The sequence below is a fragment of the Mycobacterium interjectum genome, from assembly GCF_900078675.2.
GTDB lineage: Bacteria > Actinomycetota > Actinomycetes > Mycobacteriales > Mycobacteriaceae > Mycobacterium > Mycobacterium interjectum.
In genome coordinates, this window is record NZ_LT546237.1 from 832945 (window position 1) to 855830 (window position 22886).

Genomic DNA, 22886 nt, shown 5'->3' on the forward strand with positions numbered 1-22886 from the left:
GCACACGACACGCCGAAAAACGTTGCAACCGTTTATATTTCGCGGCCCGCGGCGGCACCGCTTTTCGACAGCGGCGACGGGAAGCGGGGGCTGATGCGCACGCCGTCCAGCCACGAGGTGAGCTCGTCGGCGCGGCGCCGCAGCGCGCGCCGTCCGTCCCGACCGGGATCCTCGAGGAGCTGCAGCCGGACGCGGGCGCCGTCGTCTTGATACCAGCCGCCCACCACGCGTCCGTTCCACCAGGCGGTGGGCCCCGCATTGCCGGTGCGGTCGAACACCCGGTCGCGATGGTCCCCGAGATACCAATCGCGCGCAAACCAGCCCATGGTGGTGGCGTCCAGCCCGGGCAGCAAGGCGCACCACGGGGGCGCCTCGGGCTCGGGTTCCAGGTCGTCGGGCAACGCCCAGCCGGTGCCGCCGGGGCCGCCCTGCAGCTCGACTTCGACCGCCCCGATATCGCTCAGGGCCTTCCGGGCCGCCGTCAGCGTGGTGCCGAGCCACCACTTGATGTCGGCGGCGGTGGCGGGCCCGAAGGCCGCCAACCAACGGCGGGTCAGGTCGGCCTGCGCGGCGGGTAGGGGCGGGGCCTGCACGGGCTTGCCGAGCCAGTCCCCGGTCCTAGCCCAGCGCGGCCGCGACGTGGTCCACGCCCCGTCATTGGGCCCCCGCACGATCTCGCCCCGCGCCGAGAGCACCGTGAGGACCCGCGGGGCGAGCGGAACCTGCCCGCCCCAGCGCTTTCCGGGAGCCGGGTCGTAGCTCCCGGCCAGCTCGGGCAGCGCGGCCCGCAGTTCGGTGCTGCTGGCCGGCCCGCTGTCACTGAGATGGCGCAACACCGCCGAGCAGGCGCGGTCGAGCCAGCGCTCGCCGTCGGCGGCCACCCCGGCCTTGCGCACGTCGGCGGCCAGCCGGCGCCGTTCGTTCTCGGCGACCCGCGCGCTGGACGCCGACTGGATCATGGGCAGGTCGTCGCTGCTGACCAGCCACAGCGTCCGTCGCATCGCCAGCTGCCTGACCGCGGCCCGGTTCTGGTACAGCTGCAGCTCGAGGTCGGCGGTCAGGAAACCCGGGGAGCGCGCCCACAGCGACAGGTACGGGGTGGCGGGGTCGGTCGCATGCAGCCCGACGAGCCCGGCGATCACCCGGGTCAGCGGCGGTGGGCCGCCAGCGGAAAGGAAATGCCTGCGCACCAGGCGGTTACGCCGCTCGTCGATGGTGAATGTGCGCACCTCAACGCTCGTCGGAGCGCATCGACTTCCGGATCTGCCTCAACCGCTCCGCCGCCGCGCGCTCGCGCTCCTGGTACTGCTCTTCGACCGAACGGCCCTCCGCCGTATCGGCGTCGAGCTCGCCCGCACCCTGCGCCGTCGCGTAGCGGGACTCGATCTTCTCCCGGATGGATTCGAAGGTCGGCACGCCGGCCGCGTCGTACCCGGGGTCGGGAGTCGTTGGTTCGTCGGGCATTCCGTCACGCTACTGCGCCCGGCGATCGAAATAGCGCACCATCTGCTGCCAATACACCAGGGTGAGGGCCATCTGCACCGCGATCGCGGCCGCCGCCGGCATGCGGCGATGACGCCGGCGCCGCGATGACGCCGGGCGGCGACGATGGCGCCCAGCGCAGCCGCGGATGTCACCGCGCTGACGAGCACGGCCGCGTCCCGCGGTCGACGGCTGATCCATAGTTCCTCGCCCAGCATCGCCCTGGCTGACCAGGCGCGTTGGTGCGCCGGCTTGCTGAAGTCGAACGGGTTGGCGGCGAACCACAGCGCGACCAACGCCGCATGGCTCCAGCGCCGCGTCCACACCGGCACCAGGGTCAGTTCGAGTCTGCGCCCCGGCCGCGGGTTTTGGCGAAGTCTGGGGCGCCTGCCGCACAATCGATTCGGGCGGGGGCGTAAACATCTCTTGATAATTGCGCCGGCCGAAATTCGTTGTCTTCGGGGGCCCGCCGTGACGACTTCGCCGATTTGTGGTCGCCGGAGTCGATGCGCGCGGTCAGAAACCAGCTAACTCCGCAGCGCCCGGCTGCCGCCACGGGAAAAAATTGGAACTAGAAGCAGCCCGCTTCGTCCGGTTAAATCATCTAAGTGAGAAGGGGCCGAGGGGCCTCGAACAGGCCTAATTGTCCCGTTCGTACCCAGCCACGCGGACGCGTGCACACGCGGTTAACCGAAATGCAGCCCGCGCGGCGATCACCTGGTCCGCGACGCGGGGAACGCCGCTGTACCGTTACAGGCAAATATTCGTTACAGCAGTTCAGGAATGTGGACAATGACCACGGCTAAAGCGGCGATGTCGTCACTACAAGCGGGGATCCATCGCGCAATTGCGGCGGTAATTTATTGCGCTGAGATAACGAAATACTTCAAGAGCGTTTGCACAAATGGTCCGAGCAGCACAGATCGGGAATGAAGGGACAACTATGGAAGCGGCTCAGCTGGCGCGTAGGGCGACCGATGGCCCTTGGCTGGAGGGCAGTTGGGGATGGCGGGATGACGCGACAGGATGCCGGGTCACTGCGTCGACGCCGCAGGCGCAGCCTGAGCTGTGGGAGCAATACCTCGACGGCGCATTTCAGAGCTATCGGCGGCACGGACTGGAATGGGTACTCGACATCGACGCGGTTCGGGACGGCGCCGACACGGCGCTTTTCTTCGCTGCGACCGACCGGGAAGGCCGGGTCGTCGGCGGGACGCGCGTCGTGGGGCCGCTGCGGGCGCCCGAGGACTCACACGCGCTCGAGGAGTGGGACGGCAACCCCGGCGTTGCCGTGCTGCGTTACATGATCGCCAACCGCATCCCGTTCGGTGTCGTCGAGGTCAAAAGCGCCTGGGCCAATTCCCAGGAGTACGGGAGCCGCGCCCTTTCCAGGGTGTTGGCGCGCACCGCGCTACCGACGATGACGCTGATGGGTGTCCAGTTCGTGATGGCCACCGCGGCGGCCCACGTCTTGGAACAGTGGCAATCATCCGGGGGCGTGGTGGCCTCGCGGATACCGGCGGCCGCCTATCCGAACGACAACTACCGAACCAAAGTCATGTGGTGGGATCGCCGGACCATTGCCACGCATGCCGAGCCCGATCAGTTCAAGCTGATGTGCGCCGAGGACGCGGTCATCCTTCGTCGCGCTTCGGCTTAGGAGAAACCAGGCACTGCTCGTCATCGCCGGGCGCTAAGTCCGCACCCCGTGGTGGGCCTGGTTTCCGCCCCGGTGTTTGGCGGCATACATCGCGGTGTCGGCGATGATGATCAGCTCGTCGACGAGCCACGCAACGTCGCGTCCGGTGAGTAGGCGCAGTTCGGCGCTGGCGGTGCCGATGCTGGCGGTTATCTCGGGGGAGAGCTCAGCAAGTGCGGTGCAAAACTCCGTGGCCAGCGGTGACACGTCCGGTGTGTCGGAGGTCAGCGCGATCAAGAATTCCTCCCCTCCGGCGCGGCAGATGACCGCGTCGGAAGGGGTGCGCGCGCTCAGCAGGTCGGCCACTTCCCGCAGGGCGCGGTCACCCGCCGAATGGCCGAGGGTGTCGTTGATGCGTTTGAAGTTGTCGAGGTCGACCATCACCACTGCAAGGTGGGTGTGCCCCTGCGGCGGGTCCGTCAAGCAGCTGCTGACCGCCTCGGTGAACGCCCGCCTGTTTAGCAGGCCCGTGAGGGAATCCTCTTGGGAGCGAAGAGCATACGTTCCCATGGCCCGTGAGATACCCCAAATCCCCAAGGGCAACCACAGATTGAGGAAAATGTTGAGCCAGAACGCGGAGGCCGCGCTGGCCACGTTGGCCTCTTGGGTCAGCCTCAGCACCGCCACGGTGGTGACCCCAACGGCGACGACGCCATTGAACACCAGAAGCCTGGGGCCGTGGAACAGCGCGATATAGCTGCCCGTGATGGCCATGGCCGTACAAGCCAGGGCGGCGAGGGCCGCGGTAGGCTGGACGACGCTCCACCCGCCGACGCACAACGCGCCCACCGCGACGCCAATTTGCGACTGCCGGCGGGTAGGCCAGCGCGTCAGCCATAACAAGGTCACGCCGGCGGTGAACGTGGCGGCAAGTCCGCCGGTAATCACCTCGACGGCGCTGGGGTGGTGTTGGCTAGGCAACACGGTGAGCGGCACGAGTGCCGACGAACCGGCGATGACGGCCATGATGGTTCGTGCCGAACGCAGCATCCCGCGCTGTCGCAGGAATCTCGTCGTCCAGTCGTACTGGTCGGGTTCTTTCCACCACGCCTTCAGCCGAGACATCAGTCAGCGAACCTCTCGAGACACCCCCGGCTGCGCTTGCGGTCCCAAGCGATCGGCTGAAGAGGCCGGGTGGGGCCGGATAGGTGCTCGTGGCCGCGAATGCCATGATTGCGGCTATGGCTTCTCGACACACGCGATTTCGGTTCTTTTACCGCATCGGTTTCACGCCGTGGGAAGGTCATGCGATCGGGCAGGGTCTGCGGGATCTGGTCGAAGGAACTGCCGATAGTCCTGCGTTGCCTACGGGCTCGGCGCTGGATGTCGGATGCGGTACCGGGGATTGCGCCATCTACCTTGCCCAGCACGGGTGGAAGGTCACCGGGGTTGACTACGTCGAGAAGCCGCTCGAGAAGGCCCGCGCCAAGGCCCGCGCGGCGGCTGCGTCGGTCAACTTTGCTCGCGCCGACGTTACGCAGTTGAGCCAGGAGGGGATCGGTACCGGTTTCGACTTGATCGTCGACAACGGCTGCCTGCACAACATGAGTGGCGCCGACCGTGCGGCGTACGTCCGGGAAGTCAGCGCCGTGGCGGCGACCGGCGCGCGGCTGTACATCGTCGCGTTTCCTCCCGGCGGGAGATTCGGGGTGCCGGGCATCGACCGCGCCGAAATGGAACGACGATTCGCCCCCGGCTGGACACTGCTGTCGACGGGTGACGAGCGAGAACTCGACGACAAGACCCCGACGTACTACTACCTGTTTCAACGCCGCCCTTAAACTTCGATCGCCCTTGGGTGTGCTGGGAATTGGCCGCCGTAGGCTGCGCTTGCCGCGGGCCTAGACAACGTCCTTTCTCCCCGGTCTTTGAGGCTGCGGCGCATCGCTTGAGTCGAAGAAATCCATCGGTATGACGCGCTTGGCGAGCAGCGACTCCATTGCCGTGCTTTCGAGCGGGCGTGACAGCAGAAAGCCTTGCGCCCGAGAGCAACCCAGGGCGAGCAGCGTTTTGGCCGCCGCCACCGTCTCGACGCCTTCGGCGACGACGTCGAGCCCGAAAGCGTCGGCCAGCGCCAGTGTCGACCGCACGATGGCCAGGTCACCGGCGTTGGTATCGAGATGGTGGACGAAGCCTTTGTCGATCTTGAGTGCGTCGACCGGAAGAGACTTCAGATATGTCAGCACACTGTAGCCGGTGCCGAAGTCGTCGATGGCGATCTGTACTCCAATGTCCTTCAATCCGAACAGGGTCTTCCGGGTGGCGTCGATGTCTTGGACCACAACGCTTTCGGTGATCTCCAGACATACCGTGTTGGGGTCGAGGCCGAACTCCGCGAGGGTCGTTGCGACGGTGTCGATGATGCCATCGGTGACGAGCTGCACGGGTGACACGTTGATACGCAAGACGGTTCCGCGCCCGATGTCGCGTGATCGCCAAAGTCCGAATTGCGCACACGCCGCCCGCATTACGAGACGACCGAGTTTAGCGCCGAGATTGATCGATTCGACCACTTGGATGAACGAATCGGGCATCAACAGCCCGAGAGTAGGGTGTTGCCAACGGATTAGCGCCTCGGTGCCGAGGATTTCACCGGTACGCATGTCAAACTCCGGAAGGTAATGGAGTACCATTGCGCCGCTGCCGCCGTCGATCAGGCCTTCCAGATACAGTTCGATATCGTTGCGGATCATGTTGGTTCTCAACATGTCCGGGCTGAAAGTCGCGACCGCGTCGCCGCCAGAACTTTTCGCCGATCGGAGGGCCTGGTCGACCCGGCGCAGTAGATCCGAGGTGCTGTCCTGCCCCGGTCGACCCGATGCCACACCGACACTGACCGTGCGAGTGAGCATCTCGCCGTCGATCACCACCTGCTTGTGGACTCGATCGTGCAACGACTGAGCGAAAGCTTCGGCGGCCTCGTCGCCTATTGATGACCCGGGGACGACAACGAACTCGTCACCGCCGAAGCGGCCGATGGCCGCGGGAAGGTCGGTGGCCTCGCGCACCAGCCTGGCGAAGGCCTCGATGAACCGGTCGCCGGCGCTTTGACCAAGGTGATCGTTAATGACTTTGAAGCGATCCAGGGCGAGGAACACCACCGACACCGGGCCGGGCTGTCCTTCGGCCAGCCGCTGGTCCAGGTACTTGATCAGCGCCCTGCGGTTGAGCAGGCCGGTGAGGTCATCGTGTTCGGCGAGGTAGTGGAGTTGCTGTTCGGCGACGGTGCGGCCCTGCAGCTGAGCGAACAGCGCGGCGATCGCCTGTAGCGCGTTGAGTTCTTCTGGTAGCCATTCACGGTCTCCAAGCTTGCCGAAGGCCAGCGTGCCGGTGGTGACGTCGCCCGACAGCAGCGGAACGGCGGCGAGCGAGACGGCCGGAGCCCCGGTGCCCTCCTCGATACGGTGCTGGTAGTCGGCGTTCTCCGGCTCGGGGCGCACCACCTCCGGCACCTTGAGGTGTTCCGTCCGGGCGAAGATGGAGTCGGCGTCGGCGAAATAGACCAAACCGATCGGGTCCGGGTCGACGTTCCGCGGCGGGAATTCGGCGATGAGGACCGTCGCGCGGATGCTGTGATCATTGTGGCGCAGGAAGCTGAAGTCCACTCCCAGGTCGCGAACCAGGTTCCCGAGCACGCGTTGGCTGATCGCGGCAGAGTCAGCCGCGGTGGCCGCCATCAGCTCGGCGGCGGCAGCGGTGACCAGGTGGTCCAGTTTGCCCGACATTGCCCCATTACCGTAGCGGTAACCTGGGCGGGGCGTCCGCATTGCATAGCGCGTCTAGCAATGATGCAGTCAACGTCACACCAGGTAAGTCCGATTTCGAACTCGCCTAGCGACGCGGTCGAACGCGAGCAGGGATCGGACCACCGGCAATCATAGTGAAGTGCAAGGCAAGCGGAAATACGTCTTCGAGAGAGCGGATTTCGACTCTGCGGATGAGCGTCGCCAAGGCGAGTGTGACTTCGAGCATGGCGAAATGGTCGCCAATGCACGAGCGCGGTCCGCCGCCGAAGGGCACGTATTGCCACCGATCGAGAGCCTTGAAATTCTCCGGGCTGAACCGCTCGGGGTCGAATCGGAGGGGATCATCCCAAAGCTGTGGGTCGCGTTGTACGGCCATTCTCCCGACAATGAGCATGGTGCCTTTCGGCACACGGTAGCCGCCCACCTCAACATCCCGGCACGCCATGCGTGTCCCCGTGGGCGCCGGAGGGCACAGGCGAAGCGATTCCCGTATCACCTGCACCGTATAGCCCAGCCGTGGAATGTCGTCGGACGTCAGCGGCCGATCCGGCAGTGCTGCCACTTCTACAGCGACTCGGTCCTGGCAATCGGCGTGGTGTCCCAGGGCCCACAGGGCATAAGTCAACGCCGTTGTCGTGGTGTCGTGGCCGGCGAAGAGGAACATGACCAGCTCGTCGCAAATCTCGTCATCAGATAACCGTTTTCCGGTCTCTGGATCCTCGGCGGCGAGGAGTGCGTGGACCAGTGGCGCGACTCGTGTCGGATCCGCGCGACAATCCCGCAAAATCTCCTGCGTCAGAGCATGGAGTTTGGCGCTGGCTGCTCGCGCGCGCTGACGCGCCGGTGTGGGCAGCCAGCGAGGGGCGCGCAAAGGGCTTGTCGCACGCCTGACCGCGTAAGCGAGCGCGACCCGCAGTGGCTCGACAACCTCGTCGGCCCGCTCTTCCAGGTCGAGCCCGAGCACCGATCGGCCAAGCGCGCGCAACGTGATCGCGCGGCATTCGGCGTCCAAATCGACGACGGAATCCTCACGCCAACCTTCACTCACCGCATGCGCCGCCTGCTCCATGTGACCGCCGAACTCGCTCACACGCTGCTTGGTGAAGACGGGCTGTAGGGTGCGCCGACGTGACTTCCAAGGCTCGAAGGGAAGATCGGTAAGGCTGGCGCCGATGATATGACGCACCTGTTCGAAGACGGGAGTTGTCTTGTCCACGGAATCATCTTTGGTACTGAGGATGTCGCGAATAGCCTCCGGAGACGTCGCTAACACCATTGGAGGCATCAGCCATCGCGGCCCTAACGTGAAATAGCTCACCCGCCCGCCGGCATCACGCAGCCTCTCCGTTCCGGTGCTGAATTCCCTCACCGCCGCGAGGCGCTGACGAAAAGGCATCGGGTTCACGGGCGGGAGGGGCAAGGACTTGAGTCGGTCATTCGCAAGGGCCTGAACCACGCCTACCTCCCGCGGATAACGCTGCCGACGCGGATCGAACGACCGCGCAGGCGAAAGCTTACCGATAGCCGCTGAACCGGCAAGTACTGCACGACATCCACTTCGGGACGTCGAAAGTCAGCGGGCACCCGCGGGAAATCGCCGAGTCAGGTTAATAATCATCTAGAACAGTTCGCCGTGGTACCTGACCACCGCCAGAACCTAACGCGAAATCGATGACGCGGAGTCCATGAGAGGTTGAGGGTGAAGAGAATTCGGCCGCTATGGCGGGTGCCTGGGATCGTTCTGCGCGAGCGGTCCCATCCAGCAGGGCGTCAGCGCATTCCTGAGCCGATGGTGGTGGACGATCCGGAGTCGGTTGCACAATTTCACACCGGCGGCGCATCTAACCCAGGGATCCGTGCGGTCTACGATTTGTGCGCTCGCGCGCTTGATGCGCTCCTGCCTCCCGGTGGTCACCTACTGGATCTCGGCGTAGGCTCAGGCCGCGCGCTCAGTGCCGTCCTGCGGCGCCGGGCCGACGTTCGGGTAACCGCTGTCGATCTGGCCCCCAACATGCTGTCGACGGCGCAGGAGCTATTCGACGCTGAGGGCCTGGGCGAGCGTGTCGAACTGCTGCGGGCTGACATCACCGCGCTGCCGGAGGGGATTGCGACGCGCCGTTGGGACACTATCTCCTGCATGTGGACCCTGCATCAGCTACCTGATTTCGACACGTTGCGCGACGCCCTCAGCCAGATCGCTGACGTCCAACACCGCAGCGGAGCTGCCCTATGGATCTCCGACTTTCAGCGGCTGCGGGACCCGACAGCCGCCCCTAAGATGCTGCAGATTGCCGACCCTGCGTCGCCGGCTGTCCTGCGCCAAGATGCAATTGCAAGCGAGGCGGCGGCTTTCACCATCGCCGAGCTATCGCAAGAGATCGCCGCCGCCGGACTGCAAGGAATGCACTGCGGTCATTCGACTCCGTTGCCCTACTTGCAGGCGTACTGGATGTTCGGTGCACGCGGCAAGCCAAACGCATTAAGCGGCACGCATGACACTCAGCTGCGCGGACCGGCCCGCCGCGAGTCGGCTCTGTTGCGCTGGGGGTTCACTGCGAAACCGTTTTGAGTCGGCTGGCGCACGAGAATCGCATTACAGGCGCTGCGAACGGACTCGGCTCAGGCTGCGGCGACTCGGTACCGACGGCGGCGGTGCGATCGTCAACCGAAAGACCAGCACGGTAGATTCCTCGGGATCGGCCCCGGTGAGGTGCACAAAATCGCTTTGCAATCGCCTTAACTCGGCGGCAAAGCCCGCCGACAATTCATTGAGATCGGCAGCATTGCGAGCGTGCAAGAACACCGGTGACAACGGCCGGACAGCGAGCCCTTCGCGCTGGGCGAGGATCCATACCGCCTCAACGGCTGATCCGCCACGGGCGTAGTCGCGAAGCCGCTCTCCGATCACCGTGATCACTGCCAGCGCGGAGCTGGCCATGACCTGGTCGCGCATGCCGTCGCCCAGCGCGCTGCCGGCGTTCCATTCCGCAAGGTAAGCCATGACATCGGGACGGCGCACGACGTCAAGCAATGCGAAGTCGCTGGCATCGAGTTCGAGGCTGTGCACGTCGATGCCGGTGTCGGGGTCGGGATCTCGTGGCCAGCGCAGTTCCGAGACCATCTCGTTGTGTAGCTGCGGTGTCAAGTACCGGATGCGGTCGGCCGCCCCGAAAATCGTTGCAGCCCGCGAAAGGTCGTCGCGATCGGTGAGCAGGTGCAGACGTGCGTCCTCGCGCTCGGCTGCGGCGGTGAGCAACTTGATCGTCTGGTCGTCAAGTGATTGAGGCGTTCCGCAATGGCGGTTGGTCTCGCGTGCGAGCATCGGCTCATAGAGAGCGGCGAGGGCGGGATCGTGACCGTTTTCGAAGTGCATCGTGGCTCGTAAAGGAGATCCGTCTACGTCTTCGGCGACGCTCACCGGTCCGAGCATCCCACGGGCGGCCGCAGCAATTTTGACGTTATACAGGGCTGCGCCCAGTGCGACAGCGCTGCCGCGGAAGCCGACGTCCATCGTTGAAGAATGTTCTGTGGCAATGCTTATGGTGATTTTGGTCGGTTCCGCGTCTATATACCACGGCTGGCTGTTTCCGCCCGAGGGGGCGCGCAGAGCGGCAGCGACGATCGTGTCGTTGATCGTGGCAGACGCCGGCTTGCTTCCATGCTCGTCTTCGTGCGACGGGCGAAGCTGGGCCGTTTCGACTTCGTCGAGTTGATCGAGTTCCCAGCCCATGTCAATGCGGCACCGACCGGATTTCAACTCTTCGCCCAGTCCGATTCTGCGCACAGCTTCGGCCAGTGCTGAAGCGCCAACGATGACATCGGATGCCAACTGGGGCCAGGTCGATAGCGATCGGTCGATCTCGACGAGTGATGCAGCAGTGCGCGCCGATACGCGTTCGGCTTCGTCGTACCGCAGCATATAAGGGATCTTTTCCCGGATGCTCATCCCCGGGAGAAGCTCGATGTTTAGCTCGCCCAGCAGCCCGTGCAGGATCGGACGTTCGGGTTCGTGATCGAAGCGTTCGACATCGACTCTGCCGCGGTCGCTGGTCGCCATCAACACCGGGATATGCCGGTCGCGGGCTGCCATGCGCAGGGCAACCTTCATGTCGAGCGAATCACACTCTTCGACGACGATGTCGAGTCCATCCAGGAACGCGTCAACGGTGTCCGCGGTGACTCCGGCAGCGAACACATCCACTGCCTGGTAGGGGTCGAGCTCGGCAATCCTGCGTGCCGCCACATGCGCTTTGTTTAACCCAAGGTCGAAGACTGTTGCAGGCACCCGATTCAGATTCGAAAGCTCCAAATGATCGAAATCTGCCAGCCGAAGGCTGCCGCACAACCCCTGCAATGCCAGGGTGTGAGCGATGACATGGCCGACGCTAAGACCGGCCACCCCGATGGTCAGCGAGCCGAGCCGGGCCTGTTCTTCATGGGTGATGTTGTTTCTGTTGCGATCGAGTCGTAGCGCCCGAAAACCGCGTGGGCCCAGCACCGCAACGACGGTCCGGCGCCACGGGTAGTACGCCCACCGGGTCCGCTCGCCAAGGAGCTCCGAATCCGGTGCTGGCCGAAGGTTGCGCAGATTGGCCAGTTGCGCGTCGGTCCGGTCGATGACCTCGACGCTGGGTTCATCTCGTAGCCGCTGCAGCAACAGACCGTCATCGAACTCGTCTGGGTCGAGAATTTGTGCGCTGTACGCGGTTACCTCGGGCTCGTCCATGGTGTTTCGTGTATAGCACCTGACTGGCGACGCGGCCGCTCGACGCCGAGGTCGGCCGTTCACCAAGCGATGACGTCTGTGCCGGGGGGTTCCGTTTGCTCGAGGAATTGTCCTTGCCGTATCAGGCTCGTGACGGCGGTGTCCCAGCGTCGAAGCTGCGGCTCAGTGAAGAAAGACTTGCCCAGGTAGAGCTCGATGTACGGGTGCAGAATGATGGCGCCGATGCGCAGGATGAGCGGGTTGAGTACCCCCCAATCGGGATCAAGGTCAGGTCGGAGGGTGCCCTGTTCCACGAACTGGTCGCCCTGGCCTGCGCTGATGCCCACTAGCCCGCTGAAGATGACCGAACCCAATGCACCACCCTCGGCGAGCGCGCGCCCGAGATAGGTCATGACGTCGGGACGTGTAACCATCAGTGCGGTCAGCCGGCGCCCGGCTTCGTTGAGCCCGTCGGAGGGCGGTTCGGGCAGTGTTCTGGGTTCCAGCGCCTCACCGAGCACTTGCAGCACGTACTGATCGACGGCGGCGGTCAGCGCGGCCTTGGTGCGGAAGTGGTGCTGCACCAGCCCAATCGACACCTCCGCGGTCTCGGCGACCGCGCGCAGCGGCGTGGCAGCGATACCGCGAAGACCGAAGCAGCTCAGCGCGGCGTCACGAATCCGCTCCTTGGCCGACGGCTCGGGCGGCTCGGGCGGGTCGTACGGAAACAGGCGGGTGGTTCCCACGGCCGGACAATACACCCGCATCGCGTCCCAATATGGGGGTATCGGATTACCGTAACCGCGTATTGTTCCGGCATTTGCGTTGCGCCAGCGCAAGCGTCGGATGGTCGCCCGCTTCGACGACATCTCGAGAAGCGACGGCGGCGTTACTTGCCGGCGGTGCTGGAGCGCTCGGCCGGGACCACCACCCGGCTGGGCGCGGGCGGGGCGGACGCGGTGGGCAGCGGGGTTCGGGTGACCCCGGGAGTGCCGAGGCGGCCGGCCAGCCACGGCAGCGCGGCCGCGAAGGCCCTGTCTGCGAACGGCCAGTCGTGCTTGCCCGGCTGGGGGAGGACCGCGCACTCGATGCCGTTGGCGCGGCCGAGCGCGCACAGCGAATAGGCGGCCGCCGTTTGATTGCTCGGGTTGGCCGCGGCGTCACGACTGACGAGACGCATTGCGCCGGCGTCGGTTACCGACGGGTCGCGCCGCGGTGCAGGCGGGCCGTCCGAGGAGATGGCGAACCAGCCGGCCACGTCGCGGTACGGGCCGTGCCGGTTGATCACCGTGGTCGGGTCGAACGCCGCCCACGCCTCGGCGTTTCCGCCGAACAGCCTGGCGATGGTCTGGGCTTTGGTGCCCGCGTTGGGGTAGAAGTCACCGGCGACGTCGACGAACGCGCTGAACATTTCGGGATGCATGACGGTCAGGTCCACGGCACAAGTCCCGCCCATCGACCAGCCGGCAACGCCCCAATTGGACCGGTCGGGACTGACGCCGAATTTCGAAATCATGTAGGGGACAACGTCCTTGGTGAGGTGGTCGGCCGCGTTGCCGCGAACACCGTTGACGCATTCGGAGTCGTTGTTGAAGGCCCCTCCGGAGTCGACGAACACCAACACCGGCGCCTTGCCGGCGTGCGCGGCCGCGAAGTCGTCGATGGTCTTGACCGCGTTGCCCGCTCGCGTCCAGTCCGCCGGCGTGTTGAACTGCCCGCCGATCATCATCACAGTCGGCAACGCCGGCGGCGGGCTGTCCCCCGGAAGCGGGTGGTGCCCCCTGGCGAACCATTCGGGCGGCAGGTACACCAGTTCACCGCGGTGCTTGAAATGCGATGCCTCCGAAGGGATCACCACCGGCACCACGCTGCCGTGCGAGGGCCGGGCCCGCTGTGCGACCATCGCCGTGACGGTGGCCGGGTCGGTCTGATCGGGCAGGGGGCCGAAGGTGAGCTGATTCCACGCCGCCTGCACGGTCGGGAAGTAGCCCACCCACAGGTTGAGCGCCAGCGCCGCGCAGAGCAAACACAGCGGCACCGCGAGCACGGTCGCGCCGCGTCGCCACGGCGGCGCGCTGCGCCAGCCCAGCACCAGCACCGCCGCTGCGAGGCCGGCCAACGCGATCCACACCCACAGCGCCGACGGCGCCGGTTCGTCGGACAGGCCGCGATCGACGATGTACCAGTGCGTCACATACGCAGCGGTGCCGCCGAGCACGCCGGCCAGCGGCAGCCAGATCGTCCGCCAGCGCCGCGACCGCCAGCCGACGGCCAGCGTCAGCACGACCGCGGCACCGATCTGGATCGTCGTCGGCACCCAGCCGTGCATCAGAGAAATGTGACTACTCGCCAGCAAATGCTCCGGCCCAAGGGGCGCCGAGGGTGCGGTGGCGGTCACGTGACTCATTGTGATCGATCGTTAACCGCCCCGGAACATAATCGCCGAATGTGCGCCGCGCTGCATGGAGGAGTTCAAGGCTCGTTCAGTGCGGCTTCGCCAGCGGAAATGGCAGGGTCTCCCGGATGCTGCGGCCAGTTATGAGCATGACGAGCCGATCGACGCCCATGCCCATGCCGCCGGTGGGTGGCATGGCGTATTCCATGGCTTGCAGGAAGTCCTCGTCGAGCTCCATCGCCTCGGGGTCCCCGCCGGCCGCCAATAGCGACTGCTCCTGCAGGCGACGCCGCTGCTCCACCGGATCGGTCAGCTCGCTGTAGGCGGTCCCCAGCTCGACACCCCACGCCACCAGGTCCCACCGCTCGGCGACGCCGGGCTGGCTGCGGTGCGGCCGGGTCAACGGCGACACCGAGGTGGGGAAGTCGATGTAGAAGGTCGGCTGCTCGGTCTTGTCCTCCACCAGGTGCTCGTACAGCTCGAGCACGACCGCGCCGGAGTCCCAGTGCGCGCGATACGGAATGTGGACGGCGTCGGACAGCTTGCGCAGGACGGCCAGCGAGGTCTCGGTGTCGACCCGCTCGCCGAGGGCTTCCGACACCGCGTCGTACACGGTCTTCACCGGCCAGATGCCGGAGATGTCGACCGGCTCGAGGCGCCCGTCGGCGCCGGCACCGCCGCTGCGGGGCCGCAGCACGGTCTGTTCGCCGTTGGCGGCCTCCGCCGCGTTGTGGGTGAGCTACCGGCACTCATCGATCCACATCTCGTAGTCGCCGTGGGCCTACTGTCCNCTGTTCGCCGTTGGCGGCCTGCGCCGCGTTCTGGATGAGCTCCCGGCAACCATCGATCCACATCTTGTAGTCGGCGTGGGCCTGGTAGGCCTCCAGCAGGGTGAACTCCGGATTGTGGCTGAAGTCGACGCCCTCGTTGCGGAAGGCGCGGCCCAGTTCGAACACCCGCTCCACGCCGCCGACGCACAGCCGCTTCAGGTACAGCTCCGGCGCGATGCGCAGGAACAGGTCCATGTCGTAGGTGTTGATGTGGGTGACGAACGGCCGGGCGGTGGCGCCACCGTGAACCTGCTGCAGGATGGGCGTCTCGACTTCGATAAAACCCTTGGCGAACAGCGTTTCCCGCACGGACCGCAACACGCTGCTGCGGGCCTTGATCAGATCGCGCGATTCGGGGTTGACCGCCAGGTCGACGTAGCGGGCGCGCACCCGCGCCTCGGGGTCGGTCAGCCCCTTCCACTTATTCGGCAACGGCCGCAAGCACTTGCCGATCATCCGCCAGTCGCGCACGATCAGCGAGCGGGTCCCGTTCTTGCTGTAGCCCATCTGCCCGGTCATCTCGACCAGGTCACCGAGATCGATGGCCGCGGTGAAATCGGCGGTGCGACAGTGCTCCAGGTGCGAATTGTCCAGCAGTACTTGCATTTCGCCCGACCAGTCACGCAGCTGGGCGAACAGCACGCCGCCGTAATCGCGTATCCGCAAGATGCGGCCGGCAATCGACACGCTTTCCTCGTCGTTGGCATCCAGCGCACGGGCGATGGTGTGGCTGGGCGGGGTTCCCACCGGGTAGGCGTCAACGCCGTTGCGCTGCAGGATCTTCAGCTTGGCCAGGCGGACCCGAACCTGTTCGGGCAGGCGGGACCTGAACTCCTCCGCCTCGGCGGCGCTGACCCCGCGCTGCAGCCCGCTCACGTCGGGCGCCGACCCGTCGTGATGCAACAGCCCGGACTCGGCCAGCCTGGCCGGGACGGCGGGGTGGTGCCCGGTGTGCGTCTTGCGCCGGCTGAACGGGAACACGAGGAAACCCTCGGCCAGGGCCGAGGCGACGCCGACGCGCGGAATCAGCCGGGCGTCCTCGTAGCAGGCGTAGCGGGGAACCCAATCAGGTTGGTACTTCATGTTGGAGCGGTACAACGTCTCCAGCTGCCACCACCGTGAGAAGAACAGCAAGAACCCGCGCCACAACCGCGCAACCGGGCCCGCGCCCAGCTGGGCGCCCTGCTCGAATGCAGACCGGAACATGGCGAAGTTCAGCGAAATACGGATGATGCCAAGGGTTTCCGCGTTCAGGGCAAGGTCGCTGACCATGAGCTCGATGGTGCCGTTGGGGGATTGTGGGGAACGGCGCATGAGGTCCAGGGAGACGCCGGTGCTTCCCCACGGCACCAGCGACAGCATCGCGACCACCCGGCCGTCGCGGTCCAGGGCCTCGACCAGCAGGCAGTCCCCGTCGGCGGGATCGCCGAGCCGGCCCAGCGCCATCGAGAAACCGCGCTCGGTTTGGGTGTCGCGCCAGGCGTCGGCGCGGGAAATCGTTTCGGCCATCTCGTCGGCGGAAATGTCGCGATGGCGCCGGATGCGCACCGTCAGACCGGCCCGGCGCGCGCGCGTCACCGCCTGGCGCACTCCGCGCATGTCGGGGCCGGACAGCTTGAAATCGGACGCCAGCAAGATCGCCTCGTCGCCGAGCTCCAGCGCGTTGAGGCCGGCCTCCCGATAGGCCTGGGCCCCCTGCGAACTGGCGCCCATCACCCCGGGCGCCCAGCCGTAGGTCTGGCACAGCCCCAGCCACGCGTCGATGGCCTGCGGCCACGCCCTCGGATCGCCCACCGGATCGCCGCTGGCCAGGCAGACGCCGACCTCGACGCGGTAGGTGACGGCGGCCCGGCCGCTGTGCGCGAACACCACCGACTTGTCGCGGCGGGTGGCGAAGTACCCCAGGGAGTCGTTCTTGCCGTACAGCTCCAGCAGCCCGCGGATCGCCGACTCGTCCTCACCGGTGAGCGCGTTGTCGGCGCGCTGGGACTGGAACAACACGATCGTCGCCGCGATCAGCGCAAGCGCGCCGAACAGCCCGAAGACGGCGTTGAGCAGAACGTGCGGCCGGCCGGTGAAGGCGTCGGGATCGACGAGGGAGAATCCGACGACCCGGTTGACCACGTACCAGAAGCGGGAGTCCGGCGCCAGGGTGCCCGGGAACATCTCGACCAGGCCCCAGGAGGCCAGGATGCCGATCACCCACCCGGCGACCAGCACCGCGGCCGCCTTGAACAGGGCGGCTTGGCGCACCTTGGCCCAGAACTGCCGATAGGACAGGACCAGGAGCACGATCGCGACGATGTGCACCGCAAAACCGAGGTTCTCGCCGAAGGATTCGGCCGCGGTGTTGTCCCCGGCGGCGATGTCGGCGGCGTTCAGCGCGGCGGCCAGGATCATGTTGCCGAGGAGCAGCACCCAGGCGACGCGTTTGCGCGCGGTGAGCGCGGCGGCCAGCAAGGCGAGCACGAAGGACCACGCGATGCTGGTGTCGGGGAAGTTGAACAGGTAGTCGTTGATGAATTCCCGCGGGACCTTGATCAGCCACCGGATCAGCGGCGACACGCTGGCGACCAGCGACAGGGTCGCGATGACCCCGACCGTCCAGCCCGCCGCCGCCGGTACCCACCGATACCGGGAATTAGGCTGGCTGCCCGAACGTGGGCCGAAGCGGGACGTAGCTACAGTCACAGACCGCGAGGATATGCCCTCAACCCATGAAAATCCTGACGAAGCGCCAAGAGCCACGGCGGGTAATCGCCCGCGGTGTCGGGTGGCGTCACCCGGGCCGAACTCCCGGCCCCGACGCAGACGTGCTGGAAGACGCCCCACGGCTGCTAAACTGTGGGCTGCGACCATCCCGGTGAACGCCGGGGAACAGTAAGTGGAGTCCCACTCCCACCGCTAGCCGCGAGGCAGGCTTCGAGCCTCTTTCCGGCGACACGGTCCGGTCACAGGCATCGTGGATGCCTGTTCCGCGGGTAGCGCGGGCGGCTGGTATGAGCCGCGATCGGTCGGCATTGGGCCCTGCTTGTGCAGGGCTTTTTTGCTGGTGGTGTGGGTTTTCACCGCTGGACCTCCGACGGGTGCGGGGAGTGGCCGCCACCGGAGAAGTAGAAGCCCAACAAGGGAGGCCCCATCAGCACTGAGACCCGCGTCAACGAGCGCATCCGCGTACCTGAAGTCCGATTGATCGGCCCGGGAGGGGAGCAGGTAGGCATAGTGCGCATCGAAGACGCACTGCGCGTCGCCGCGGACGCCGATCTCGATCTCGTCGAAGTTGCCCCGAACGCCAGACCACCGGTCTGCAAGATCATGGATTACGGCAAGTTCAAATACGAGGCGGCGCAAAAGGCGCGCGAGTCCCGCCGGAACCAGCAGCAGACCGTCGTCAAAGAACAAAAGCTGCGACCCAAAATCGACGATCACGATTACGAGACCAAGAAGGGCCACGTAATTCGCTTCCTGGAGGCGGGATCGAAGGTCAAGGTCACCATCATGTTTCGTGGACGCGAGCAGTCGAGGCCCGAGTTGGGCTACCGACTGCTGCAGCGGCTGGGCGCGGATGTCGCCGAATACGGATTCGTCGAAACGTCCGCCAAGCAGGACGGCCGCAACATGACGATGGTGCTGGCGCCGCACCGCGGTGCGAAGACCCGCGCCAGGGCGCGGCATCCCGAGGGACCGGGAAGCAGTGCCGCGACGGACGCCGAGGCGGCGCCGGACACGGACCCGTCGGCCAACTGACCTGACAGCGCGAGCAAGTACGAGCTGTACGAGAAACGAAGTAGAGGAAACATGCCCAAGGCCAAGACCCACAGCGGGGCTTCGAAGCGGTTCAGGCGCACCGGTAGCGGAAAGATCGTGCGCCAGAAGGCGAATCGGCGCCACCTGCTCGAGCACAAGCCCACCAAGCGAACCCGGCGGCTCGACGGCCGCACGGTGGTGGCAGCGAACGACACCAAGCGCGTCAACAAGCTGCTCAACGGCTGACCAGCCGACCAGACCCTGACGAACCAATCACTGCCTGAACGAGAGTAGGAACACCCAATGGCACGCGTGAAGCGGGCGGTCAACGCCCACAAGAAGAGGCGCAGCGTCCTGAAAGCCTCGAAAGGCTATCGCGGCCAGCGATCCCGGCTCTACCGCAAAGCCAAAGAGCAGCAACTGCATTCGCTGAACTACGCCTACCGCGACCGCCGTGCGCGCAAGGGCGAGTTCCGCAAGTTGTGGATCTCGCGGATCAATGCGGCCGCGCGCGCCAACGACATCACCTATAACCGGCTGATCCAGGGCCTCAAGGCCGCCGGCGTCGAGGTCGACCGCAAAAACCTCGCCGACATCGCGATCTCCGATCCGGCGGCGTTCACCGCGCTGGTCGAGGTCGCCCGGGCGGCCCTGCCCGACGACGTCAACGCCCCCTCGGATTCCGGAGAGGCCGCTTAACCCGCGACGATGCCCGCGGCCCTCACGGAACGCTCGGCCCGGGTGGTCGCGGCGGTCAAATTGCTCCGGCACGTCGGTCGCCGGCGGGCGGGACGATTCCTGGCCGAAGGCCCCAACCTGGTCGAGGCCGCGTCCGCTCGCGGGTTGATCCGCGAGGTGTTCGTCAGCGAAGCCGCCGCGCAGCGGCACGCCCCGCTGCTGGACGCCCAGGGCTGCCCGGTCCATCTGGTCACCGAGCGGGCCGCAAAAGCGCTGTCGGACACCGTCACCCCGACGGGGTTGGTTGCGGTGTGTGACACGCCGGCGATCCGGCTCGAGGATGTGTTGGCCGCTCCGCCGCCGTTGGTCGTGGTTCCCGTCGCGATCGGTGAGCCGGGCAACGCGGGCACGCTGATCCGCATCGCCGACGCCATGGGCGCGGGGGCCGTGATCCTCGGCGGGCACAGCGTCGACCCGTACAACGGCAAGTGCCTGCGCGCCTCGGCCGGCAGCATCTTCTCCATCCCGGTCGTCACCGCGCCCGACGTCCCCGCCGCCGTCGCCGCCTTGCGCGCCGCCGGGCTGCGGGTGCTGGCCACCACCGTCGACGGGGCGACACGCCTGGACGAGGCGGGCCTGGGGGCGCCGACGGCCTGGTTGTTCGGCGCCGAGGCGCACGGGCTACCGGTCGAGCTCGCGGCGGCCGCCGACGACCGCGTGTGCATCCCGATGTCCGGCGGCGCCGAGAGCCTGAACGTCGCCGCCGCCGCGGCGATCTGTCTCTACCAGAGCGCGCACGCTCTGGGTCTGCTCAAGCGGCCCTGACGCGCCCCCGGGCCGGCCGCAGACCCGCCAGCGAAAGCGTGCCGTGCACCAGCGAGCCGGCCCGCTCCATGAGCGCTTTGGCCGGGTCGAGGGCGGACCGTGGCCGGGGCGGGAAGTAATGCATCGGCATCCCGCGGCGGTCACGCGGCGGCCCCATGAACGCCGGAGCCTCGACGAGCGGGGCGTCGCTGGGCAGCCGTCCCTGGGCGCGGCGATACGCGGCCAGCGCGCGCGGGTGCAGCCGGATCTCGTCGGGAACGGCCAGGAAGGCCAGCTCGACGAGTTTGCCGAACACGCGCAACAGCACCTCGTCGCCCGGCGTCCAGTGCATGCCGGCCTTCTCGCGAACCGCCGGCTCGAACAGGCCCGCCGCGATCCAGCGCTGGCCGGCCACCAGCGGCTTGAACAACTGGTCCCAGATCGGCGTCGGCATCGGCACGAATTTAGGTTTGGGAATCCGGATCTTGAAGATGTCCAGCGCCGCCTGGTTGATCTCCAACTCCTCGCGGCACACCCGATCCCAGTACTCGCAGAATTCCTCCCACGATCGGGGCACCGGCCGCATGCTCATGCCATACATGCTGTACCACTGCACGTGCTCGTCGAATAGTTGTCGTTTCTCGGCCTCGGTCAGGCCTCCGCAGAAGTACTCGGCCACTTTGATGATGAGCATGAAGAACGTGGCGTGCGCCCAATAGAACGTGTCCGGGTTGAGTGCGTGGTAACGACGCCCCGCGCCGTCGACGCCCTTGATGGTGCGGTGATAGCCCTTGATCTGCTGGCCGGTCTGGGCGGCGCGGTCGCCGTCGTAGACCACGCCCATGATCGGGTACACGGAGCGAGCCACCCGCTGCAGCGGCTCCCGCAGCACGATGGAATGCTCTTGGACGCCCGCGCCCAGTTCCGGATACATGTTCTGGATCGCGCCGATCCAGACGCCCATCATTCCGGTGCGGAGGTCACCGAAGTACTTCCACGTGAGCGAGTCGGGTCCGAGCGGATCGGCGGATGTCGTTGGTATGGCAGTCATCTCGGCCTCCTGCGCCTAACTGCGCTCACGATAGGCTCTGACAACGCACGTTGTCTAGAATTTCACGGCCGCGTGCCATAACTGCTACCAATTGGAAATACGACTGTCCTGCCGGACCTGCGACCGGTGGAGTCGAATGGCGCGCGGCGGGCGCCGTGGTCATGGAGTTTCCGCGTGGGCGGGGCAGCGGTGCGATGAGAACGTTTGTCGAGGTGCACTCGGGGGGACCTGGTGGCAGGTTGACTGAAGGTGAGGCCAGCGCCGGCCTCGACACCGCATCGCTGTATGTCGCCGTGCGTGTGAGTGGGTGTTCGTACACGCGCTAACGGTCTTTAACCAGCGGAGGATTGCACGCCAGTACACTCGGTGCTCAATTTCGTGACCGCGGTCGCGAGCCCAAAGGGGATCGACTATGTCTTTTCTAAGCGTGGTACCGGATTTGGTCGCGGCCGCGGCCGGGGATTTGGAGGAAATCGGCTCTGCGCTGAACTCCGCCAGCGCGGTGGCGGCGGCCCCGACGAGCGTGATCGCGCCCGCGGCTCAGGACGAGGTGTCGATTGCGGTCGCGAGACTGTTCGGCAACATTGGTCAGGAATTTCAGGCGCTCAGCGCTGAATCGCAGGCATTTTATGACCAGTTCGTGGGCGGGTTAACCACCGCCACCAGCATGTATGTCGGCGCCGAGGCCGCGAATGCTCAGCAGAATTTGCTAAACGTGCTGAATGTACCCATCGAGACTTTGGCCACTGGCGGCGGTTTGCGCGCCGTGACCAGCGCCCTGGAATCCGGCGGCACGGGCCTGGTCAACGGTTTGCTCGATCCAGAGGTCGCCATTCCCATCATCAATACACTCACCCCCCTCGGTCCCGTGGTGCTGACGCTGTACGGGAACGAATCGGTCCTGGGAACCCTGACGATTACCTCAGGATCCCTCGAGGTGGGCGCGCCGCTAGCGCTCGCCATTGATGCGATTGGGGCGCCGATCAACGGGCTAAGCGCACTCAACGCCAGTGGTGCGGCGTTCGTCGGCGCGGTACAGACGGGGAACCCGGTGGCGGCCATCACCGCACTCGTCGCTGCTCCCGCGAACTTGGGCAGCGGTTTCCTCTACGGCGAGCAAACCGTGACGATCACCGAGGCGGCGCCTTCGGGTTCGGGATACTCGACGGCGTCGGTGAGTATTCCCCTTGGCGGGCTTCTATCCCCTCTTGCGCCCGACACCTTCAGCCTTACCTCGACTGACGGGACGGTCACTTCGTTCCCGTTGAGCGGTGCTATGTTCGGCGGCCTCCTCGCGGGCATCATGAGCGCCGTCTAACCGTCAGTTCCGATCGCGCGGCGATGGTTGATTCCAGAGATGGGCCCGTCGGCGGTCCCACCACGCATGTCGCAGCGACAACCAAATGAGCAGGACGTTTGTTGCGAGATGTGACACAAACAACGCGATCGCCGTTGCTCGTCTCAGCCGAAACTACTTACCCTTGCGACGTGGAACTCGCGCCGCGCGATCCGGACCCGGGCGAGGCCTCGGCAAGGGACCTGAACTCCGAACATGAAGCGGTGGGGACGGTGCCCTCGGCTTCGGAACGGCGGTCTCCGGCGAGGTGGCTGCACTCCACGAATCGCAGCCCCGCCGTGGTGTCGTTTCTCCGGCGTGCGCGCCGGCTGTTGCCCGGGGACCCCGAGTTCGGCGACCCGCTTTCCACCGCGGGCGAGGGCGGTCCGCGCGCGGCGGCGCGAGCCGCCGAC

Annotated in this window: 17 protein-coding genes and 2 pseudogenes; 9 read left to right on the forward strand and 10 right to left on the reverse strand. The window is 66.2% G+C overall.

Features of this window, described 5'->3' with window-relative positions; all coding sequences use genetic code 11:
* Positions 1–32: 32 nt before the first annotated feature.
* Entirely contained in the window at positions 33–1229 is a 1197-nt protein-coding gene (locus BN4348_RS38320; RefSeq protein WP_066911264.1) for a winged helix DNA-binding domain-containing protein, read from the reverse strand.
* Position 1230: 1 nt separating this feature from the next.
* Positions 1231–1464 (reverse strand): hypothetical protein, encoded by a 234-nt coding sequence (locus BN4348_RS38325; protein ID WP_066911267.1) that lies wholly within the window; start codon positions 1462–1464, stop codon positions 1231–1233.
* Positions 1465–2425: 961 nt separating this feature from the next.
* On the opposite strand from BN4348_RS38325, the gene BN4348_RS38335 reads away from it, so the two are divergent.
* Positions 2426–3142, forward strand: a complete 717-nt coding sequence (locus tag BN4348_RS38335) for a hypothetical protein (RefSeq protein WP_066911270.1) — start codon at positions 2426–2428, stop codon at positions 3140–3142.
* A gap of 33 nt (positions 3143–3175) precedes the next feature.
* Here the strand turns inward: BN4348_RS38335 and BN4348_RS38340 are convergent, their stop codons facing one another.
* The gene (locus BN4348_RS38340; RefSeq protein ID WP_066911273.1) at positions 3176–4246 is read right to left on the reverse strand and encodes a GGDEF domain-containing protein; all 1071 of its coding nucleotides are present in this window, start codon (positions 4244–4246) and stop codon (positions 3176–3178) included.
* 116 nt (positions 4247–4362) lie between these two features.
* Here BN4348_RS38340 and BN4348_RS38345 point away from each other — a divergent pair, with 116 nt between their 5' ends.
* Positions 4363–4962 (forward strand): class I SAM-dependent methyltransferase, encoded by a 600-nt coding sequence (locus BN4348_RS38345; RefSeq protein ID WP_066911276.1) that lies wholly within the window; start codon positions 4363–4365, stop codon positions 4960–4962.
* Positions 4963–5022: 60 nt separating this feature from the next.
* Here BN4348_RS38345 and BN4348_RS38350 read toward each other — a convergent pair whose 3' ends face one another.
* Both BN4348_RS38350 and BN4348_RS38355 read right to left on the reverse strand, forming a co-directional pair.
* The gene (locus BN4348_RS38350) at positions 5023–6906 is read right to left on the reverse strand and encodes a putative bifunctional diguanylate cyclase/phosphodiesterase (RefSeq protein ID WP_066911279.1); all 1884 of its coding nucleotides are present in this window, start codon (positions 6904–6906) and stop codon (positions 5023–5025) included.
* 106 nt (positions 6907–7012) lie between these two features.
* The gene (locus BN4348_RS38355) at positions 7013–8383 is read right to left on the reverse strand and encodes a cytochrome P450 (RefSeq protein WP_066911282.1); all 1371 of its coding nucleotides are present in this window, start codon (positions 8381–8383) and stop codon (positions 7013–7015) included.
* 333 nt (positions 8384–8716) lie between these two features.
* Here BN4348_RS38355 and BN4348_RS38360 point away from each other — a divergent pair, with 333 nt between their 5' ends.
* On the forward strand, positions 8717–9496 hold the full coding sequence (locus tag BN4348_RS38360) for a class I SAM-dependent methyltransferase (protein WP_066911285.1): 780 nt from the start codon (positions 8717–8719) through the stop codon (positions 9494–9496).
* A 24-nt stretch (positions 9497–9520) separates the two neighbouring features.
* Here the strand turns inward: BN4348_RS38360 and BN4348_RS38365 are convergent, their stop codons facing one another.
* The 4 genes and pseudogenes from BN4348_RS38365 to lysX all read right to left on the reverse strand — a co-directional run bounded on the left by BN4348_RS38365 (position 9521) and on the right by lysX (position 17548).
* Complete coding sequence (locus BN4348_RS38365; RefSeq protein ID WP_066911288.1) at positions 9521–11653, reverse strand: Rv1355c family protein; 2133 nt, start codon at positions 11651–11653, stop codon at positions 9521–9523.
* Positions 11654–11712: 59 nt separating this feature from the next.
* A complete protein-coding gene (locus BN4348_RS38370; RefSeq protein ID WP_066911291.1) occupies positions 11713–12378 on the reverse strand; it encodes a TetR/AcrR family transcriptional regulator in 666 nt (221 codons plus the stop codon).
* A gap of 143 nt (positions 12379–12521) precedes the next feature.
* Complete coding sequence (locus BN4348_RS38375) at positions 12522–14039, reverse strand: alpha/beta hydrolase (RefSeq protein WP_211145697.1); 1518 nt, start codon at positions 14037–14039, stop codon at positions 12522–12524.
* A gap of 76 nt (positions 14040–14115) precedes the next feature.
* Positions 14116–17548: pseudogene (gene lysX, locus BN4348_RS38380) on the reverse strand (bifunctional lysylphosphatidylglycerol synthetase/lysine--tRNA ligase LysX).
* A gap of 447 nt (positions 17549–17995) precedes the next feature.
* Here lysX and infC point away from each other — a divergent pair.
* From infC to BN4348_RS38400, 4 genes are read left to right on the forward strand one after another with little or no spacing between them, the layout of a single operon-like run.
* Positions 17996–18604 (forward strand): translation initiation factor IF-3, encoded by a 609-nt coding sequence (infC, locus tag BN4348_RS38385; protein WP_084454058.1) that lies wholly within the window; start codon positions 17996–17998, stop codon positions 18602–18604.
* A 51-nt stretch (positions 18605–18655) separates the two neighbouring features.
* A complete protein-coding gene (rpmI, locus tag BN4348_RS38390; protein WP_066911302.1) occupies positions 18656–18850 on the forward strand; it encodes a 50S ribosomal protein L35 in 195 nt (64 codons plus the stop codon).
* A 57-nt stretch (positions 18851–18907) separates the two neighbouring features.
* A complete protein-coding gene (gene rplT / locus BN4348_RS38395) occupies positions 18908–19303 on the forward strand; it encodes a 50S ribosomal protein L20 (RefSeq protein WP_066911305.1) in 396 nt (131 codons plus the stop codon).
* Between the two features lie 9 nt (positions 19304–19312).
* Positions 19313–20107 (forward strand): TrmH family RNA methyltransferase, encoded by a 795-nt coding sequence (locus tag BN4348_RS38400; RefSeq protein WP_066911308.1) that lies wholly within the window; start codon positions 19313–19315, stop codon positions 20105–20107.
* Here BN4348_RS38400 and BN4348_RS38405 read toward each other — a convergent pair.
* Positions 20094–21137, reverse strand: coding sequence for an oxygenase MpaB family protein (locus tag BN4348_RS38405; protein ID WP_066911311.1), 1044 nt, complete (start codon positions 21135–21137; stop codon positions 20094–20096). The genes BN4348_RS38400 and BN4348_RS38405 overlap by 14 nt on opposite strands.
* Positions 21138–21549: 412 nt before the next feature.
* On the opposite strand from BN4348_RS38405, the gene BN4348_RS38410 reads away from it, so the two are divergent.
* Positions 21550–22455 carry a PE family protein gene (locus BN4348_RS38410; protein WP_066911314.1) on the forward strand — a complete coding sequence of 302 codons (906 nt, stop codon included), beginning with the start codon at positions 21550–21552 and terminating at the stop codon, positions 22453–22455.
* A gap of 242 nt (positions 22456–22697) precedes the next feature.
* Positions 22698–22886, forward strand: a pseudogene (locus BN4348_RS60750) (adenylate/guanylate cyclase domain-containing protein); the annotation flags it as partial.

Coding starts and splice junctions, on each gene's coding strand:
- BN4348_RS38325 (WP_066911267.1), bottom strand. CDS start 1,464: ATGCCCGACGAACCAACGACTCCCGACCCCGGGTACGACGCGGCCGGC.
- BN4348_RS38335 (WP_066911270.1), top strand. CDS start 2,426: ATGGAAGCGGCTCAGCTGGCGCGTAGGGCGACCGATGGCCCTTGGCTG.
- BN4348_RS38340 (WP_066911273.1), bottom strand. CDS start 4,246: ATGTCTCGGCTGAAGGCGTGGTGGAAAGAACCCGACCAGTACGACTGG.
- BN4348_RS38345 (WP_066911276.1), top strand. CDS start 4,363: ATGGCTTCTCGACACACGCGATTTCGGTTCTTTTACCGCATCGGTTTC.
- BN4348_RS38350 (WP_066911279.1), bottom strand. CDS start 6,906: ATGTCGGGCAAACTGGACCACCTGGTCACCGCTGCCGCCGCCGAGCTG.
- BN4348_RS38360 (WP_066911285.1), top strand. CDS start 8,717: ATGGTGGTGGACGATCCGGAGTCGGTTGCACAATTTCACACCGGCGGC.
- BN4348_RS38365 (WP_066911288.1), bottom strand. CDS start 11,653: ATGGACGAGCCCGAGGTAACCGCGTACAGCGCACAAATTCTCGACCCA.
- BN4348_RS38375 (WP_211145697.1), bottom strand. CDS start 14,039: ATGAGTCACGTGACCGCCACCGCACCCTCGGCGCCCCTTGGGCCGGAG.
- rpmI (WP_066911302.1), top strand. CDS start 18,656: ATGCCCAAGGCCAAGACCCACAGCGGGGCTTCGAAGCGGTTCAGGCGC.
- rplT (WP_066911305.1), top strand. CDS start 18,908: ATGGCACGCGTGAAGCGGGCGGTCAACGCCCACAAGAAGAGGCGCAGC.
- BN4348_RS38400 (WP_066911308.1), top strand. CDS start 19,313: ATGCCCGCGGCCCTCACGGAACGCTCGGCCCGGGTGGTCGCGGCGGTC.
- BN4348_RS38405 (WP_066911311.1), bottom strand. CDS start 21,137: ATGACTGCCATACCAACGACATCCGCCGATCCGCTCGGACCCGACTCG.
- BN4348_RS38410 (WP_066911314.1), top strand. CDS start 21,550: ATGTCTTTTCTAAGCGTGGTACCGGATTTGGTCGCGGCCGCGGCCGGG.